The following is a 19,364-nucleotide window of genomic DNA, read 5'->3' as shown; positions in this document are numbered from 1 at the left end:
TGAAAGGCGGGAATCCGGTTATATCTGGCGGTTTTTGCGAATTTCTGTGCAAAAGGGACGTTATGTTTTATTGGTTGAGTTGGCGGGATGTGTTTTATTTGCATATAAACCAAAACAACCACATGCAAGTTGCATATATTGTAGATGCGGTGCGTACGCCGATAGGCCGTTACGGGGGCGCATTAAGTACCGTCCGCCCGGATGATCTGCTGGCTCATCTGCTGAAGGCGTTGATGGAAAGAAATCCTTCTCTCGATCCTGCTGTAATAGAAGATGTAATTGCCGGCGCTGCCAACCAGGCCGGTGAAGATAACCGGAATGTGGCGCGTATGGCCGCATTGCTGGCTGGTTTGCCGGTAACTGTTGCCGGTAATACTGTAAATCGTTTATGCGCTTCCGGTATGCAGGCGATCATGGATGCCGCCCGTGCAGTGATGTGTGGTGAAGGAGACGTGTACCTGGCCGGCGGCGTGGAAAGCATGACCCGTGCGCCTTTTGTGATGAGTAAATCTGACGGTGCTTTCAGCCGTAAAACAGAGATGTATGATTCCACTATTGGCTGGCGTTTCACCAATAAAAAACTGGCCGATATGTATTATCCTTTTTCTATGGGAGAAACCGCAGAAAATGTAGCGAACCAGTGGAATATTGGCCGGGAGGAGCAGGACCTTTTTGCGTTAAGAAGTCAAACGCTTTACAGGAAAGCCCTGGATGCCGGTAAATGGCAGGATGAAATTATCCCGGTGCCCATCACTCCCAATAAAGAAGAGCAGGTGATTTTTTCTAAAGATGAACATCCGCGCGATACCACACTGGAGAAGCTCGCCGGCTTACGTCCTGCATTTGCAAAAGGCGGCTCTGTTACAGCCGGTAATTCTTCCGGTATCAACGATGGCGCAGCTGCGGTATTAATTGTATCTGAAAAGGCATTGAAGCAGTTTAATCTTCAGCCGCTGGCGCAAATAAAAAGCATGGCAGTAGCGGGAGTAGATCCTTCAATTATGGGGATAGGCCCGGTGCCGGCATCGAAGAAGGCTTTGCTGCGCGCGGGCATCACGGCGGACCAGCTGCACCTGGCTGAACTGAATGAAGCGTTTGCGGCACAGTCGCTCGCCTGTATGCGCGACCTGGCATTAAATCCGGATATCGTGAATGTAAATGGGGGCGCTATTGCTATTGGTCACCCGCTGGGGTGTAGTGGTGCGCGGATTACGGCTACGCTGCTGCATGAAATGAAACGAAGGGACGGAGCTAAATATGGTTTGGCTACCATGTGCGTAGGAGTGGGGCAGGGCGCTGCTATGATATTTGAACGTTTATAAAAACAGACCTTCCCTAAAATAGCGAGCGGTCGGACATTACATCCGGCCGCTCGTTGCTGGCAAGCAAAAAAAAGGGTTCCTCATAGACAGATTTGTTTCTCCGTCATCATTTTCCGGAGATTGATCAGACCATAACGCATCCGACCTAGTGCGGTATTGATACTCACTTGCGTGAGATCGGCAATTTCTTTAAAGCTTAATTCGGCATAGTGTCGCAGGATAATTACTTCCCGCTGTTCTTCCGGAAGCATGTCCAGCATTCTGCGAACGCGGTCATGACTCTGACGGGTAATGAGCTTTTCTTCTGCACAGCTGTCGCTGAAGCCCAGCACATCAAAGATGTCTTTGTCATCTCCGGTCCTGATCATTGGTGTACGCTTGATCTTCCGGAAATGATCCACACACAGGTTATGCGCAATGCGCATCGCCCAGGGTAAAAACTTTCCCTTTTCAGTATAACGTTCGGCCCTGATGGTGTCAATAATCTTAATGAAGGTGTCCTGGAAAATATCTTCCGCGAGGAATGAATCTTTCACCAGTAACAGGATAGAAGTGAACACCTTATCTTTATGACGGTGAACCAACTCTTCTAATGCGGAAGAATGCCCCTTTTTAAAGAGGGTAATCAACTGCTCATCGCACAATTTGTACATTACTTGCATAAACTTCTACAACTAGGCGGGTTAGTAAATAATTACAGACTTTACAGCCAGTTTGGTTGTTTTAATTAAGTAGAGTTTAAGCGATATTGAACAGTTTTAGTTAATGATGATTTTTGGATTGTCCAGCGAGATAGATCTGGTCCTATGCAAATATAAAAGATTAGTTCAATAAAACAAATAATAAAAAATCGCTTTCAGCGCATAGGTATTAGCTTTTAGCGTATTGCGGACATCTGTAAAAAGCAAGCCGCCGAACTAACATCTTTTCCCTTAAATTTGTTCTGTCATGGCAACAAAAGTAAAGAAACAAACAAGCATAATTGATCCTCAGGAAGTTAGCCCACAGGACCATATTTTCATAAAAGGAGCCAGGGTACATAATCTTAAGAATGTAAGCGTCTCCATTCCCCGCAGTAAGCTGGTAGTTGTTACTGGTGTGTCCGGTTCCGGGAAATCCTCCCTCACTATGGATACGCTGTACGCGGAAGGCCAGCGCAGGTATGCGGAAAGCTTAAGTTCTTATGCCCGTCAGTTCCTGATGCGGATGAACAAACCGGATGTAGACTACATCAAGGGAATTTGTCCCGCGATTGCGATTGAGCAGAAAGTGATTACCCGTACACCCCGTTCTACCGTGGGATCGATGACGGAAATTTATGACTATCTGCGGTTGCTGTATGGAAGGGTGGGTAAAACCTATTCCCCCATCTCCGGAAAACTGGTAAAAAAACATGAAGTAAGTGATGTGGTGGATTATATCACAAAACTGAAAAATGGCACAAAGGTGTTACTCCTTGCTCCCTTCCGCAGGCATGCCAAAAGAGAGGTAAAAGAAGAACTGAACATCCTGGTGCAGAAAGGCTTTTCCCGTTTATACATGCCCGGTAGTGAAGGCTCCGGACTGGTACGTATAGAAGAACTGCTGGAACAGAAGAAAATAACGGTTCCCGATAATGCATGGGTGCTCATAGATCGTTTGGTAGCAAAGGATTTTGAGGAAGATGATAAACATCGTATAGCCGATAGCGTACAAACCGCCTTTTATGAAAGTGAAGGCGATTGCTACGTGGAAATTGATGGTAAGGAGATGCAGCATTTTGCCAACCGCTTTGAACTGGATGGTATCCAGTTTGAAGAACCTGTCCCCAACCTGTTCTCTTTTAATAATCCATACGGTGCATGTCCTACCTGTGAAGGTTTCGGACAGGTGCTGGGCATCGATGCCGACCTGGTGATCCCCGACAAACGGTTAAGCGTATTTGAAGGCGCCGTAGCCCCGTGGCGCGGGGAAAAAATGGGCGAATACAAAGAAGCGCTCATTAAAACCGCGCGCAAGTTTGGTTTCCCGGTGCATAAGCCCATCGCAGAACTTACCGATGAACAGGTGAAATTACTCTGGACGGGTAACGAACACTTTTACGGGTTGAACGAGTTCTTTAAAATGGTGGAACAAAACCTGTACAAGGTGCAATACCGCGTGTTACAGGCCCGCTACCGCGGACGCACCGTTTGTCCGGATTGTGGCGGCGGACGTTTACGCAAAGAAGCACTTTATATAAAAGTAGGTGACCGCAGTATCGCCGAACTGGTAGATATGCCGGTGTCTAACCTGAAGGAATGGTTCGACAACCTGCAACTCAATGAGTTCGAACAACAGATCGGAAAGCGTATCCTGCTTGAAATTAATCACCGGATTAAAACCTTACTGGATGTAGGTTTAGGATACCTTACCCTGAACCGTGTGGCCAATACCCTCAGTGGGGGCGAAAGTCAGCGTATTCAGCTTACCCGCACCCTGGGAAGTAACCTCACCAATTCCATGTACATTCTTGATGAACCAAGCATAGGACTGCATGCGCGGGATACCCACCGCCTGATTGCGGTACTGAAAGAATTGCGTGACCTCGGTAATACCGTGGTGGTAGTGGAACATGATGAGCAGATGATGGAGGAAGCCGACTATATCATCGATATGGGGCCACTGGCGAGTCACCTGGGTGGTGAAGTTATTTTTGAAGGCACCTATCCGCAGATCTTAAAAGATGGTAAAAGCCTTACCGGTAAATATCTCAGCGGCCAGTTTACGATTGATCCGCCGGCGAAAGTGCGTAAATGGAAAAAAGCAATTACCGTTGAAGGCGCCCGTCAACATAACCTGAAAGACATTACCGTTGATTTTCCTTTACAGGTATTAACCGTGATCAGTGGTGTGAGCGGATCGGGTAAAACCACGCTGGTTAAACAAATCCTGTACCCGGCGCTGATGAAACTGAAAGGTGAATTTGCAGAAAGGGTAGGGAATCACAAAGCCCTCAAAGGTGCGCTGGATGACGTTACACAGGTGGAAATGATTGACCAGAACCCAATCGGAAAATCGTCGCGTTCCAACCCGGTAACTTATATTAAAGCGTATGATGAGATCAGGGATCTGTACTCCAAACAGCCACTGAGCAAGATGCGCGGCTTCCAGCCAAAACATTTCTCCTTTAACGTAGATGGCGGCCGTTGCGACGCATGTAAAGGCGAAGGGGAAGTGATTGTGGAAATGCAGTTCCTCGCAGATGTACATCTTACCTGCGAAAGCTGCGGTGGTAAACGCTTTAAAGACGAAGTACTCGAAGTAACCTATAAAGGGAAAAATATTTACGAAGTACTGGAAATGGGAGTAGACGAAGCGCTGGACTTTTTCAAAGAGGAAAAAGATGTGTGCAATAAAATACGCCCGTTGAGCAGTGTGGGACTGGGATACGTAAAACTCGGACAAAGCAGTGATACGCTGAGTGGCGGCGAGGCACAGCGTGTGAAGCTGGCCTCTTTCCTGGGTAAAGGAAAAGCCCAGGGACATATCCTGTTTATTTTCGATGAACCTACCACCGGCCTGCATTTTCATGATATTAAAAAATTGCTGGACTCCTTCAATGCCCTTATTGAACAGGGACATACCGTACTGGTCATTGAACACAACCTGGATGTGATCAGGAGTGCCGACTGGGTAATTGATCTTGGGCCTGAAGGGGGTGCTGGTGGCGGTAATTTACTGTATGCCGGCGTACCGGAAGGATTGAAAAAAGTAAAAGAAAGTTATACCGGGAAGTTCCTGAAATAAGGATATAGATTTAAAAAAGCCATTGTCTTTACACACGTAAAGACAATGGCTTTTTTATGCGAAGGACTTTACATCCTGTTTATCTGAGTCTGTCCAGTGATTTGATCAGTTTCTCATCTTTATAAATTCCCCTGGCAGCGAGGAATAAAAGTATGATGACAACGATGGGTAAGAAAGATGCGGGCAAATAAGACGCTGAGGTAATGGTAATGCCACCGGTGTTCAGCTTATTGGCCGTTTGCTGCACCACATAATATTGATATGCCAGCGCTCCGAACCCAAAAAGAATGTTAAATATTGTCAGCCGGAACTGCAGTTTACGTTTCTTAAAAAGGAAAATAGTGACGAGGGCCAGCAGGATAATAATGATGTACAGTACAAACAGGAGATAGTTGCTGGAAGCGTTTACAGATTGCTTTACGCCATTGGAAAGGGTAGCTCTCCACAAATCGAAAGACAGAGCAGCAGCGCCTGCGGCGGCAGCCAATAGCAGATAGAGACTCTGGATGCGTTGTATCATGATATTTACGAATGTTTAACGCTGTAAAAGTAAGTAATTTTAATGGTTAGCAGGCGTAATTATGAGAGGATATCCCACTATTTGGGTGGCTGCCCTTAATTCAATAGTTCGTATATTGCACGCCCAATAACAATCTTATATTTATATGGCAAAGAAACTGAATAAGCAGGATGCGTTGGATTATCATGCAAAGGGCAGGCCGGGCAAAATAGAAGTCATACCTACGAAAGACACAAAATCACAATGGGATCTCTCACTCGCATACTCTCCCGGAGTGGCAGAGCCATGCAAAGAAATTTTCAATGATGTAGAAAACGTTTACAAATATACCGCGAAAGGCAACCTGGTGGGCGTTATCAGCAATGGTACCGCTGTATTGGGCTTAGGAGATATTGGCCCTGAAGCCGGCAAACCGGTGATGGAAGGGAAAGCAGTATTGTTTAAAATATTCGCTGATATTGACGTATTTGATATAGAACTGGATGCAAAAGATCCGGATACCTTTGTGGCCGCTGTAAAGGCGCTGGAGCCTACTTTCGGGGGGATCAACCTGGAAGATATTAAAAGTCCCGAGTGCTTTGAAATCGAAGACAGGCTCAGGAAGGAACTGAAAATTCCGATCATGCACGATGACCAGCATGGTACGGCCATCATTTCCTCTGCCGCATTGCTGAATGCACTGGAACTGGTAAAAAAGAAAATAGAGAAAGTAAAAATAGTGGTAAATGGCGCAGGAGCCGCTGCTATGGCTTGTGTAAAGCTGTATGTGGCACTGGGCGCCAAACCGGAAAACTTTATCATGTTTGATAAAGACGGCGTATTGAATAAAGACCGCCAGGATCTTTCCGACAGACATAAACAATTCACTACCAGCACGAAAGTTAAATCACTGGCAGAAGCCATGAAGGGAGCAGATGTGTTCCTGGGCTTATCTGTAGGTAATGTGGTGACAGCCGAAATGATCAAGAGCATGGCTAAAAGCCCGATCGTATTTGCAATGGCAAACCCCGATCCGGAAATTGCTTATGAAACAGCCATCGCGGCACGCCCGGATATTATCATGGCTACCGGCCGTTCCGATTATCCCAACCAGGTGAACAATGTACTGGGTTTCCCTTACATTTTCCGTGGGGCCCTCGACGTGAGAGCCACACAAATTAACGAGGCCATGAAACTGGCCGCAGTAAGGGCTTTGGCCGATATGGCAAAGTCGCCGGTACCCGATATCGTGAACCTGGCCTATAACGAAAGAAATATTTTCTTCGGACCGAAATATATCATTCCTAAACCATTGGATCCACGCCTGCTCAGCACCGTAGCACCTGCCGTAGCTAAAGCAGCAATGGACAGCGGCGTGGCGCATCACCCCATCACCGACTGGGAAGCATACCGGAATGAACTGAATCACCGCCTCGGGCTGGATAATCAGCTCTTCAGGGTAATCGGTACCAAAGCCCGCCGCGATCCGAGGAAGGTTGTGTTTGCGGAAGCAGATAACCTGAAAGTGCTGAAAGCCGCACAGGTAGTGAATGACGAAGGCATCGCCTACCCGATTTTATTGGGTAATGAAGCCCGTATCCGCGAACTGATGCTGGAAAACGCCATCGAAATTGATGATGTGGTGATCATAGATCCGAAGAGTGAAGAGATGAAGGAAATGCGTCACCGCTTTGGAGATCTGTTTTTCCAGAAACGCCAGCGCAAAGGGCTGAACCTCTACGAAGCGCGTAAAATTATGCGCGAACGTAACTACTTTGGCTGTATGATGGTGGAAACCGGGGAGGCGGATGCGCTCATTTCCGGCCTCACCCGTAAGTACCCCGATACCATCCGCCCGGCCTTGCAGGTAATTGGTATGGAAGAAGGCGCGAAACGTGTAGCCGGTATGTATATCATCCAAACCAAACGCGGACCTTTGTTCCTCGCGGATACCACTGTCAACTTCAACCCTACGGCAGAAGAACTGGCGGATATCACCATGATGGTAGCGAAGGAAGTAAAGCATTTTAATATGACGCCGCGCATTGCCATGCTGTCGTATTCCAACTTTGGCAGCAGCCAGACGCCGGAAGCGCAAACCATGAGCAAAGCACGTGAAATAGTAAAACAACGTGATCCTTCCCTCATTGTAGATGGAGAAATCCAGGCAGCAATGGCTTTCAATAAGGAAATTCTGAAAGATAATTATCCGTTCACGGAGTTACTGGAAGAAGAAGTAAACACCCTCATCTTCCCTAACCTGGCCGCTGGTAATATCGCTTATAACCTGTTGCAGGAAGTGGCCGGATTTGACGCCATCGGTCCTATCCTGTTGGGGATGAAGAAGCCGGTGCATATCCTCCAGCTGGGCAGCACAGTAAGACAAATTGTTAACATGGTGAACATCGCCGTGGTAGACGCCCAGGAGAAATGCTGCAGAGAGCAGAAAGAAGAGAAGGGCAAGAAGAAGAAAAAGAAGTAAATCGCCTTCGGCGATGCGGATTTTGTCTTTCTCAGGATTAAACTGATTTTACTGATTTAGTTTTTCAGATTTTTAAAAGATTTGGGGAGATATAAGCGAATATACCCGCTTATATCTCCCCGAATCTTTTAAAATCAAAAGTGATCAAATCCCTAAATCAGTAAAATCAGTTTAATCCTGAGAAAGACAAAATCCGCTATATTTATCCTATGCAAACTATTTCCCGAAAGAAGATATTTTTTCCGATCAACTCCGCTTTCCGCAATTACCTTAAAATGTATGAGCGGGAAGTGAAGCTGCCTATATCTTACGAGGAGCTGCGGTATTATGATCAGGCGATATCGGTGTACGACAAGGAAGGGAAAGATACTTTGTGGGAAACCGTTTTTTATCCCCAGAGTATGGTGGGGTCTATCCACGCAGGGTTAAAGCGGGTGTACTCCATTCTGAAGGCCGGTGGCGACCAAACAGCGGAAGAGCACCTGCATATTGAGCGGATCGACTACTGCACTTTTGGGAATTCCCATCCTTTCCGGATTAAGATTGTCAATAATTACAACGAAGTATACGACTATTTTTATATCAAGATTGCCGATGCCTCCCGTATTTACGGCCTGGAACTGGAGCATATTTTATCTCCCTACTGGATGAACTTCCTGATCGATGGTAATACCCTCGTGGAAGAACATATTGCCGGGGTGCCCGGCGATCAGTTTATTCTGCACTATCTGAACAGGCCCGAATTTAACCCGAAACGTATCGCCAAGGAATTTGTAAAGTTCAATGAACGGTGCTTTGTACGGCTGCTGGGCGACATGCGTTCCTATAACTTCATTTTTGATATTACCCCGGATTTTGATGATGTACAGTTCCGTATCCGCGCCATTGATTTTGACCAGCAGTTTTACGAAGGCAGGCGTACTTTATATATGCCACAGTACTTTAAAGAGAACCGGGTATTTGTGGACCTCGCCATTAAACATCTCAATGCAGAAGTAGTAAAACAGTATCAGCAGGAAGAACGTGCGGTAATTGCCCGCCGTATTAAAGTGCAGCGGCACCGCATTAAAGACCTGCGGGATGTGATCATGACCGACCGCGTTTCTTTCCCCGAAAAGATCCAGCAGCTGGGCGATGAGCTGGCGGAATATTATCATGATGCCGTATTTTCCCGTTGTAAAACGATGGGGGAGATTATTGAGCGTAGCCTGAAGCGTTTGCTGGTGAGTAGTTTACGTTAAGCCCTGCATTAAATCTTAAATTAGGATATGATTGAAAAAATCCTTCCTATCTTTGATCAGTTATGGAGTTCAAATTCTTCTATCATTTCGGAAACTTCCTGCTCATGCTCAAAGGCATGTTTTCCCGCCCGGAAAACATGAAGATGTACTGGAAGCAATTTATGCAGCAATGTGTGGATATCGGCGTAGGGTCGTTTGGGATAGTATTTATTATTTCCCTGTTTATGGGAGGGGTAACTACCTTACAAACGGCGTATCAGCTGGTAAGTCCTATCATTCCAAAAAGTACCATCGCACAGGTGGTAAGAGATACTATTATCCTGGAATTTGCGCCAACGCTTACCTGTATTGTACTGGCGGGCGTAATCGGATCAAAAATAGCTTCGGAACTGGGTAATATGCGGATATCTGAACAGATTGACGCCCTGGAAATTATGGGGATCAATACCAAAGGATACCTGATAGCGCCTAAAATTATGGCCGCAGTGCTGATGATACCGGTACTGGTAGCCATTGCGGGTTTCCTGGGTATCTGGGGTGGCAAGGAAGCAGGTGAGCTTTCGGGCATTATTTCTTCCGAGCAGTTTATGCAGGGGCTCCGGCAGGAGTTCAAGGCATACAACGTATTTTTTGCGATGGCCAAATCCTATACTTTCGGGTTTATTATTGCCAGCGTATCTGCTTATTACGGCTATAACGTAACCGGTGGCGCACTGGAAATAGGTAAAGCCAGCACTACTGCCGTAGTGGTAAGCTGCGTGCTGATATTATTCATGGACTACGCATTAACGGCCATATTACTGTAATCATGATTGAACTGCAAGACATAAGAAAGGGTTTTGGGGATAAGGAAATACTGAAGGGCGTATCAACAATAATGGAACCCGGTAAAGTAAATCTCATCATTGGCGCCAGCGGTAGCGGTAAAACCGTGATGATGAAGTGCATTGTAGGACTGATGGGGGTGGACGAAGGTAAAGTACTGTACGATAAACAGGACTTTACCGCGATGGATGAAAAAGAGAAGAAGGTAATACGCCAGGAAATAGGCATGCTGTTCCAGGGTTCCGCCCTGTTCGATAGTATGACCGTTGAACAGAATGTGATGTTTCCCCTGGAAATGTTTGGCAAAGGCACGCTGAAAGAGAAAAAAGCCAGGGTAGCAGAGTGCCTCGAAAGGGTACAGCTGAAAGAAGCCGCTAAAAAGTTCCCCGCTGAAATCAGCGGCGGGATGAAGAAAAGGGTGGGCATTGCCCGCGCTATTGTGCTCAACCCGAAGTATCTTTTCTGCGATGAGCCCAACTCCGGTCTGGACCCGCAAACCTCCCTGCTTATTGATAAGCTCATTACAGAACTCACCCAGGAATATAATATCACAACTGTTATTAACACCCACGATATGAACACCGTAATGGAAAGCGGCGACCATATTGTATATATGTACCAGGGCCAGAAGCAGTGGGAGGGTAGTAATAAAGATATCGTATTCAGCAAGGACCAGAAATTAAACGACTTCATTTTCGCCTCCGAGTTCCTGCGGGAAGCAAAAGAAATGCGGCAGCTGGAATTATTTAAAGACGGAAAGTGGCGGGAGCAGCTGAAAAAGGAACAAGGGGAACAGTAAAGTATATGATTATCAGTAAAAAAGATAATATATAGTATTTAGATCTGTTATTATTGGCACTGCTGGCTTGCGAATACTCCTATTTATTGCCAATTATTTTCCAAACCAATTGGTAGCTTTATCTTAAAGGCACTAAATTGCAGAATTATGGAAATCGGCTTATTTTTGCCGTCCAGAAGAATCAGACATATAATATTAAACCAATAAAACAAGCGCGATGAGTGTTTTAGTTAATAAGGATAGCAAAGTGATTGTTCAGGGATTTACCGGTACTGAAGGTACTTTCCACGCTACACAGATGATCGAATATGGTACCCAGGTAGTGGGTGGTGTTACACCCGGTAAAGGTGGCAGCACGCACCTGGAACGCCCGGTGTTCAACACGGTAGCCGATGCAGTAAAGGCAACCGGTGCGAATGTTTCTATCATTTTTGTACCTCCTGCATTTGCAGCTGACGCAATCATGGAAGCTACCGAAGCTGGTATTGCTCTGGTGGTATGTATCACAGAAGGTATTCCTGTACAGGATATGATCAAGGCGAAGAATTTCCTGCAGGGTACAACTACCCGCCTCATCGGACCAAACTGCCCTGGCGTTATCACCGCAGATGAAGCTAAAGTAGGTATCATGCCTGGCTTTATCTTCAAAAAAGGTAAGATCGGTATCGTATCCAAATCCGGTACTTTAACCTATGAAGCAGCCGACCAGGTGGTAAAAGCCGGCTTAGGCGTTTCTACCGCCATCGGTATTGGTGGAGATCCAATCATCGGTACCCCTACCAAAGACGCTGTGGAACTGCTGATGAACGATCCTGAAACAGAAGGTATCATCATGATCGGTGAAATTGGTGGCAGCATGGAAGCAGAAGCAGCCCAGTGGATCAAGGCAAACGGTACTAAACCGGTTGTTGGTTTCATCGCCGGCCAAACCGCGCCTCCGGGACGCCGTATGGGTCACGCAGGTGCTATCATTGGTGGTGCTGAAGATACCGCCGCTGCAAAAATGAAGATTATGGCAGAATGTGGTGTTCACGTAGTGGAAAGCCCTGCCAACATTGGTAAAACAATGGCAGAAGTATTAAGCAAAGCAGCAGTCCTGGCATAATTATCTGCCGGTAAAATTATATAAGGTGAAAAGTGAAGGAGATCTATTCCAACACTTTTCACCTTTTTTGTTCCCCTTTATGGAAACCATGCCCGCACCGGCATCCTCAGTAAAAAAAGTAACTTACTGTAAATAACGATCCTATATGCGTTTATTCATTGGAATATTCATTGTTTTAATCTTTAGCAGCAACAAGATGATGGCCCAGTTCAACTACGATAACTCCTGGAAGAAAATTACCACGCTGGAAGAAAAGGGATTGCCTAAATCGGCCCTGGAAGTAGTCAATGACATTTATGCCCACGCTGTAAAGGCCAAGGCTACGGCACAACAGATCAAAGCGCTCATCTACCAGATGAAATACAACGCGGAGATCAACGATAGCAGCACCCTGCTCAATATGCAGAAAATAGACGGGGAAATCACCGCTGCTACCGGCGCACAGAAGGCCATCCTCCAAAGCATCAAAGCCGAAATGCTGTACCGGTATTTTCAGAATAACCGGTACCGGTTTTATAACCGCACCGCCATTGCCGGCGACGAGGGAACGGATGTAAGCACCTGGGGGGCCGACCGGCTGCACCAGGAAATTACTGCCGCCTACCAGGCATCGTTGTCCAACCGGGATATGCTTGAAAAAACAAGCCTCACGGCCTTTGAACCTGTTATCGTTAAAGGGACTACCCGGCAACTACGGCCAACCCTGTACGATTTGCTGGCCCACCGCGCCCTGGATTATTTTAAATCGGGAGAAGCCACCATTACCAATCCCACCAACCAGTTTGAACTTAACGACCCTGCCGCCTTTGCGCCTGCCGCTACTTTTGCCGCGCATCACTTCACCAGCACCGATAGTGCTTCCCTGCAATATCAGGCCCTGCTGATCCTGCAGGAACTGATCCGCCTGCATGCCGGCAATAAAGCCGCGTTGCTGGATGTGGATGTGGAAAGAGTTGCCTGGATGAACCAGGTGGCAGTAACGGAAAATAAAGATGCGCTTTACCTCCAGGCGCTCGACCAGATGGCGTTGGCCTACGCCGGTGAAAAAGAAGTGACTTCCGTCATGGCAATGCAGGCTTCTTATTACATGCAGAAAGGAGAGGCTGCTAAGGACGACAAAGGAGATAATATCAGGAAAGCGAAAGCCATTTGCGAAAAAGCAGTAGCACTGGCTCCTAAATCTACCGGAGGTGTGTCCTGCGCTTACATGCTGGACCAGATCAGCGAGCAATTCCTGGAGCTGGCAACAGAAACCGTGAATGTTCCGGAGCTGCCATTCAGAACCCTGGTAAGATATAAGAATCTTAATAAGATCTATCTGCGCGTTTTTAAAGTGGATGAAACCTTCCTGAAGCTGTTGCGCAAGGCACAGAGTAACTACCGCGACCAGGCCAATACCTACTGGCAGCTGATGTTGTCGCGCTCCACCATAAAATCATGGGAACAGGCCCTGCCCGATCCGCAGGATTATATCACCCATAAAGCAGAAATTAAAATAGACGCCCTGCCTGCCGGCCATTATATGTTGTTATCCAGTGCGGATCCGCAGTTTGCCCTGAAAAACAATCCTATGGCCATGCAAATGACCTGGGTATCCAATATAAGCTATATAGAAAACGGCAACACGTATTATGCCCTGCATCGTACCACTGGTAAACCTTTGGCAGGCATCAACCTGCAATTGCTGAGAAATAAGAATAACAATAATACAGAAGAATGGGTACTGGTGGAAAACCTTACCACCGGTAACGATGGCCGCGTAAAGTCTGCTCCACTCAAGCAAAATAATAACCTGCGGCTGCATTGGAAAAATGGACAGGATGAGTTGTATATCGACTCACACAGTTACTATTATACCAACTATGAACGAGAGGAAGAACCAAAGGCACAAACCTTCCTGTTTGCCGACAGGAGCATTTACCGCCCCGGACAAACCATTTATTTTAAAGGGATTGTTTTAAAGAAACGCGTCAATGAAACCGGTAGCGATATACTCACTAATTACAAAACCACCTTGTCGTTGTACGACGCCAATGGTGATAAAGCAGACTCAATTAAAGTAACCACCAACGAATTCGGCGCCTATTCCGGGAAATTTATATTGCCGGAAGGCCGCATGAACGGAGGTTACAGCCTGAGAGATGAAGATGGCAACGGATACCTCGCTTTCCAGGTAGAAGAATACAAGCGCCCTAAATTCTATGTGCAGTTTGATACCATAAAAAGCACTTATCGTATAGGGGACACCGTTACTGCCAATGCCAAAGCCCTGGCCTTTGCCGGTAACAATATCGACGGCGCCAAAGTGACCTACCGCGTAGAGCGACAGGTACGTTATCCTTACCCATGGTTATTTTATAAGATAGCCGCGCCGTATGGTTCCTCCCGTGAAATTGTTCATGGAGAAACAACTACCGACGCCAACGGCGCCTTCCGTGTACAGTTTCCCGCACTCAGCGACAAATCTGTAGACCCCGCCACCAAACCGGTATTTACCTACGTAGTACATGCAGATGTAACAGATCTTAACGGCGAAACCCGCAGCGGTGACCAATCCATCAGCGTGGGCTACCAGTCGATGGAAATTGTGGTGAATGCGCCGGACCGCCTGCAACCCGAAGATTTTAAGGAGCTGAAGATCTATTCCCGCAACCTGAACGGCGCCTTTGAACCTGCGAACCTTACTGTGCAGATAAAACCGCTCACTCCTAACAAGCGCCTGCTGCGTCCCCGCTATTGGGAAGCGCCTGATCAGTTTGTAATGGACGAAGCCAGTTACGTACAGGCGTTCCCGGTAGATATCTACAAGGCAGAAGACGACCGTAAAAACTGGCCCCGCCAGGCGGCAGTGCTCCAGCAAACCATTGCCGGTAACCCGGAAGGAAAAGTAGTGCTGGACACCAAAAAGCTGGCCCCGGGATTTTATGAACTGGAAGTAAGTGCGAAAGACAAGAACAACGAATTGGTGGTGCAGAAAACAACTTTCGAGTTGATAGACGTTCATCCGAAAACATTACCGGCGCCTGCATATTTATGGTCGTATCCTTCTTCTGCTGTGGTGTCGCCGGGTAAAACGGCCACTATCCTGCTGGGGTCTTCTGCCGGTAATGTGCACGTGATTCAAACAAAGAAAACGGTAGTTGCGCCCGAAGTACTTTCCACATTGGAACTCTCCGGTGTAAAGCAACTGGAGTTCCCTGTAACAGAAAACGATCGCGGAAATATATCGCTGGCGTATGTGTTTGTAAAAGATAACCGGGTATTTACTGTTGAACCAACGGTAACGGTCACCTGGGACAACAAAGACCTGCAAATAAAGCTGGGCACCCATCGTGATAAATTATTACCGGGAGAAAAGGAAAAGTGGACCGCACAGATATCAGGTTATAAGAATGAAAAAGCAGCCGCTGAGATGCTGGCTTCTATGTATGATGCATCCCTGGATGAATTCATACCACACAAATGGTATCAGCCGGCTATCTACCCTTATGTAAATAATATACTAAGGTTCAACGGCAGGGAGAATTTCAAAATGGATGTATCCACAGGACTGTATGACCACGAGGGGAAAGCGCATCCTACTGAGGAAAAGACTTATGAAATGCTGAACCTGTTCGACTGGAACATGATGGATGGCGCCGGCAGACAACGGATCCTGATAAGGGGGGCTGCAGGCACAAAAAGAATGAAGGCCTCTGCAGCGGTAGGTGGCATAGCAGTGCAGGAAATGGCCCCCGCTCCGGCAGCAGCACTGGCTGACGACAGAATTACTGATACAGCCCCCGCTAACAAAACTGCCGGAGAAAAAGAGCCGGCACACGGAGAGGAACCTACTGCTCCTTCTATCCGTAAAAACTTCCAGGAAACTGCTTTCTTCTTCCCGGATCTCCGCACGGATAAAGACGGCAATATCACCTTTGAGTTTACTGTTCCGGAAGCCCTTACCAAATGGAACTTCCAGGGCCTGGCACATACAAAAGAACTGGCTTTCGGTTATACCAGCACCAGTATTGTTACGCAGAAAGTGCTGATGATCCAGCCCAATACACCCCGGTTTGTACGCGAAGGAGATAAAATGGAATTCACGGCTAAAGTGAGCAACCTGTCCGACTCCCAGCTGATAGGCCAGGCACACCTGGAACTGCTGGATGCCACTACCATGCAACCGGTAGACGGATGGTTCCAGAACATTTTCCCGCTGCAACACTTTACTGCCAAAGCAGGACAAAGTACTGTAGTAACCTTCCCGATCCAGATCCCGCACGGATTCCAGAGTGCGCTCATATACCGGGTTACCGCGCAGGCAGGAAACTTCAGCGATGGAGAAGAAAATGCACTGCCGGTGTTAACCAACCGGATGCTGGTGACAGAATCGCTCCCATTACCGGTTCGCGGCGATGGCAAACATGACTTTACCTTCGGTAAATTACTGCACAGCGATTCTTCCCAAACAATTGTACAGCATGGCGTTACTGTGGAATATACCAGCAACCCTGCCTGGTATGCCGTGCAGGCATTGCCTTACCTGATGGAGTTCCCATATGAATGCGCGGAGCAGGTATTTAACCGCTATTATGCCAACGCATTGGCTACACATATTACCAACGCCACACCCGGTTTAAAAGCCATTTTTGATAAATGGAAGATTACTGATACCGCTGCGTTACAAAGCAACCTGGCAAAGAATGAAGAACTGAAATCAGTGTTGCTGCAACAAACACCGTGGGTGCTGGAAGCAAAAAATGAAACACAGCAGAAAAAGAATATCGCCCTGCTCTTTGATCTGCAACGCATGCAGAAGGAAAAAAAATCTTCCTTAGATCAACTGGCGGCGAAACAATTGCCGGATGGCGCTTTCCCCTGGTTTACCGGTATGTGGAAAGACCGCTTCCTCACACAATACATTGTTGCAGGCTTAGGTCATTTGCAGCAGCTTACAACAGAAAAAGATCCGCTGGCTACCGACATGGCGTTGAAGGCCATCGACTATCTCGATAAAGAGCTTGATGCAGATTATTATAAGTTAATCAAAGCAAAGGCTAACCTGAAAGAAGAACAGATCGACCAGATACAGATCCACTACCTGTATGCCCGCAGTTTCTTCGACAAACCCATACCAGCTGCTATGAAGAAGTCGTTTGACTTCTTCATAGCACAACAGCAGAAATACTGGACAAAGCAAAGCCGCTATGCACAAGGCATGATTGCGTTATCGCAGTTTAAAAAGAACGACCAGGTAACGCCGGCGGCTATATTAAAATCGCTGAAGGAAAATGCTATGAACAGTAAAGAAATGGGTATGTACTGGAAAGATGTAACCGGTGGTTACAACTGGTACCAGGCGCCTATTGAAACACAGGCATTGCTGATTGAAGCCTTCCAGGTGGCAGGGAAAGACGCCGATGCAGTGGCGGATATGAAAACCTGGTTGCTGAAAAACAAACAAACCAATAACTGGCATACCACCAAATCTACTGCAGATGCCTGCTATGCTATGCTGCTGCACGGCAGTAACTGGTTGGCCGCTTCTCCGGAAGTAACTATACAACTTGGAAATACTACCGTGAAACCCGCCGCCACAGAAGCAGGTACCGGCTATTTTAAAGAAAGGATAGACGCCAAAGCAGTAAAGCCGGATATGGGCAACATCAGTGTAACGGTGAGCGGCAGCAAAGGACAACCTTCCTGGGGCGCCGTGTACTGGCAGTACTTTGAAGACCTCGATAAAATTACCGCCGCCGCCACACCACTGGTGCTGGAAAAAGAACTGTTCAAAGAAGTGAACAGCGACAAAGGACCGGTGCTTACCAAAATCACCGATGGCAATGAGCTGAAAGTAGGAGATAAGGTGAAGGTGCGGATCGTATTACGCGCCGACAGGCAAATGGAGTACATCCACCTGAAAGACATGCGGGCGGCCTGTTTTGAGCCTGTCAATGTAATCAGCGCCAGCAAATGGCAGGATGGATTAAGCTACTATGAAAGCACCCGGGATGCCTCCACAGATTTCTTCTTCAGTTATCTGCCCAAGGGAACTTATGTGTTTGAATACTCGTTGTTTGTTACCCACCAGGGTAAATTTTCCAACGGTATCAGCACCGCCCAGTGTATGTATGCGCCGGAGTTTTCGGCACATAGCAGCGGTCTTAATGTAAAAGTAACCGAGTAAATTATTGCCATATAGTTTCAGAAGGGTTGATGGACATCTCCATCAGCCCTTTTTTTATTGCTATTTTTGAGGATATGAGGAAAGCAGATTACCTTATCATAGGGCAGGGAATTGCAGGAACCATGTTAAGCTGGTTCCTGTTACAGGCAGGAAAAAAAGTAATTGTTATCGATGATGCCAAGCCCAACAGCGCTTCCAGGGTGGCTGCAGGGATCATTAACCCCGTATCTGGCCGCAGGTTTGAGCCAGCCTGGATGTATGACACTATTTACCCTTTTGCAAAAACTACCTACAGGGAGTTGTCGGATTTGCTGCACGTACCGGTTTTTACGGAGCGTGAGCTATGGACAGTTTTTCCTTCGCTGCAGATGCGGGAAGCCTTTCTGAATAAAACTACCGGTAATGAATATACGGAGTTGCCGGCGGCATTGAAATATGAAGCTTTCCTGGATCAGCCTTACGGCGCGGCCGTTGTACATGGCGCTACGGTGAATCTCCGTGCCTTATTGCCGGCTTACCGGCAGTATTTACAGGCGCGGGAAGCGCTGCTGGAAATTCACCTGGATGTGGCCGGCCTGGAAATTTCGGAAGAAGGAGTTACCTATAAAGATATTACCGCCAGTAAAATTATTTTCTGCGATGGGGTAGGTACTACCGGGCTTCCTTTTTTTAAGGAGATAAAATTTTTGCCCAATAAAGGAGAAGTATTGCTGGTGAAGATACCAGGGCTGGAAACCGGGGACATTATAAAGAAAGGGATTACGCTGGTGCCGCAGGACAATGGATTGTTCTGGGCGGGGTCTTCTTTCGTGTGGGATTATGAAGATGACCATCCAACGGCAAAACAGCGGGAAGTGCTGGAGAAGAGCCTCGTACAGCTGTTAAAGGCGCCTTATGAAATAGTGGACCAGTTGTCGGCAGTGCGGCCATCGGGAAACGACCGTCGCCCGATAGCCGGTTTTCACCCGGCGTTGCCGTCTGTCGGACTATTTAACGGGCTTGGAACAAAAGGCTGCTCGCTGGCGCCTTTTATGGCGGCCCACTTCAGGGATGTGCTGGTTGCTGATGCGCCACTGATGCCGGAAATAGACCTCAGGCGATATTTTTAACATACATCGGGCATAAAATGCCCGATCCAAACCGTATCTTTGCCC

At 47.2% G+C, this 19,364-nt stretch carries 11 protein-coding genes; 9 read left to right on the top strand and 2 right to left on the bottom strand.

Features of this window, described 5'->3' with window-relative positions:
* The first annotated feature begins 122 nt into the window (after positions 1–122).
* Positions 123–1,322, top strand: coding sequence for a thiolase family protein (locus tag PV783_RS00770; protein ID WP_420986872.1), 1,200 nt, complete (start codon positions 123–125; stop codon positions 1,320–1,322).
* An 80-nt stretch (positions 1,323–1,402) separates the two neighbouring features.
* On the opposite strand, the gene PV783_RS00765 is transcribed toward PV783_RS00770, so the two are convergent.
* Entirely contained in the window at positions 1,403–1,984 is a 582-nt protein-coding gene (locus PV783_RS00765) for an RNA polymerase sigma factor (protein WP_235015960.1), read from the bottom strand.
* A gap of 286 nt (positions 1,985–2,270) precedes the next feature.
* Here PV783_RS00765 and uvrA point away from each other — a divergent pair, with 286 nt between their 5' ends.
* Positions 2,271–5,090 (top strand): excinuclease ABC subunit UvrA, encoded by a 2,820-nt coding sequence (uvrA, locus tag PV783_RS00760; protein WP_181785024.1) that lies wholly within the window; start codon positions 2,271–2,273, stop codon positions 5,088–5,090.
* 79 nt (positions 5,091–5,169) lie between these two features.
* Here the strand turns inward: uvrA and PV783_RS00755 are convergent, their stop codons facing one another.
* On the bottom strand, positions 5,170–5,610 hold the full coding sequence (locus PV783_RS00755; RefSeq protein ID WP_079471035.1) for a DUF4293 domain-containing protein: 441 nt from the start codon (positions 5,608–5,610) through the stop codon (positions 5,170–5,172).
* A gap of 145 nt (positions 5,611–5,755) precedes the next feature.
* Here PV783_RS00755 and PV783_RS00750 point away from each other — a divergent pair, with 145 nt between their 5' ends.
* From PV783_RS00750 to PV783_RS00720, 7 genes are all read left to right on the top strand, one after another.
* On the top strand, positions 5,756–8,071 hold the full coding sequence (locus tag PV783_RS00750) for an NADP-dependent malic enzyme (protein WP_079471034.1): 2,316 nt from the start codon (positions 5,756–5,758) through the stop codon (positions 8,069–8,071).
* Between the two features lie 209 nt (positions 8,072–8,280).
* A complete protein-coding gene (locus PV783_RS00745; protein WP_079471033.1) occupies positions 8,281–9,312 on the top strand; it encodes a hypothetical protein in 1,032 nt (343 codons plus the stop codon).
* A 62-nt stretch (positions 9,313–9,374) separates the two neighbouring features.
* A complete protein-coding gene (locus PV783_RS00740) occupies positions 9,375–10,118 on the top strand; it encodes an MlaE family ABC transporter permease (protein WP_079471032.1) in 744 nt (247 codons plus the stop codon).
* A gap of 2 nt (positions 10,119–10,120) precedes the next feature.
* Complete coding sequence (locus PV783_RS00735) at positions 10,121–10,936, top strand: ABC transporter ATP-binding protein (RefSeq protein WP_079471031.1); 816 nt, start codon at positions 10,121–10,123, stop codon at positions 10,934–10,936.
* A 217-nt stretch (positions 10,937–11,153) separates the two neighbouring features.
* Positions 11,154–12,041 (top strand): succinate--CoA ligase subunit alpha, encoded by an 888-nt coding sequence (gene sucD, locus PV783_RS00730; RefSeq protein ID WP_079471030.1) that lies wholly within the window; start codon positions 11,154–11,156, stop codon positions 12,039–12,041.
* A gap of 145 nt (positions 12,042–12,186) precedes the next feature.
* Positions 12,187–18,210 carry an alpha-2-macroglobulin family protein gene (locus PV783_RS00725; protein WP_420986870.1) on the top strand — a complete coding sequence of 2,008 codons (6,024 nt, stop codon included), beginning with the start codon at positions 12,187–12,189 and terminating at the stop codon, positions 18,208–18,210.
* A 74-nt stretch (positions 18,211–18,284) separates the two neighbouring features.
* Positions 18,285–19,319, top strand: a complete 1,035-nt coding sequence (locus PV783_RS00720; protein ID WP_420986869.1) for an NAD(P)/FAD-dependent oxidoreductase — start codon at positions 18,285–18,287, stop codon at positions 19,317–19,319.
* Positions 19,320–19,364: the final 45 nt, after the last annotated feature.

Origin of the sequence: Chitinophaga sp. CC14, from assembly GCF_048957795.1 — a bacterium.
Taxonomy (GTDB): domain Bacteria; phylum Bacteroidota; class Bacteroidia; order Chitinophagales; family Chitinophagaceae; genus Chitinophaga; species Chitinophaga ginsengisegetis.
This window is presented reverse-complemented; position numbering and strand designations above follow the sequence as displayed.

What these genes read in the sequence shown, in the direction of transcription:
- uvrA (WP_181785024.1), top strand. Translation starts at nt 2,271, where the DNA reads ATGGCAACAAAAGTAAAGAAACAAACAAGCATAATTGATCCTCAGGAA.
- sucD (WP_079471030.1), top strand. Translation starts at nt 11,154, where the DNA reads ATGAGTGTTTTAGTTAATAAGGATAGCAAAGTGATTGTTCAGGGATTT.
- PV783_RS00745 (WP_079471033.1), top strand. Translation starts at nt 8,281, where the DNA reads ATGCAAACTATTTCCCGAAAGAAGATATTTTTTCCGATCAACTCCGCT.
- PV783_RS00720 (WP_420986869.1), top strand. Translation starts at nt 18,285, where the DNA reads ATGAGGAAAGCAGATTACCTTATCATAGGGCAGGGAATTGCAGGAACC.
- PV783_RS00765 (WP_235015960.1), bottom strand. Translation starts at nt 1,984, where the DNA reads ATGCAAGTAATGTACAAATTGTGCGATGAGCAGTTGATTACCCTCTTT.
- PV783_RS00725 (WP_420986870.1), top strand. Translation starts at nt 12,187, where the DNA reads ATGCGTTTATTCATTGGAATATTCATTGTTTTAATCTTTAGCAGCAAC.
- PV783_RS00740 (WP_079471032.1), top strand. Translation starts at nt 9,375, where the DNA reads ATGGAGTTCAAATTCTTCTATCATTTCGGAAACTTCCTGCTCATGCTC.
- PV783_RS00750 (WP_079471034.1), top strand. Translation starts at nt 5,756, where the DNA reads ATGGCAAAGAAACTGAATAAGCAGGATGCGTTGGATTATCATGCAAAG.
- PV783_RS00735 (WP_079471031.1), top strand. Translation starts at nt 10,121, where the DNA reads ATGATTGAACTGCAAGACATAAGAAAGGGTTTTGGGGATAAGGAAATA.
- PV783_RS00770 (WP_420986872.1), top strand. Translation starts at nt 123, where the DNA reads ATGCAAGTTGCATATATTGTAGATGCGGTGCGTACGCCGATAGGCCGT.
- PV783_RS00755 (WP_079471035.1), bottom strand. Translation starts at nt 5,610, where the DNA reads ATGATACAACGCATCCAGAGTCTCTATCTGCTATTGGCTGCCGCCGCA.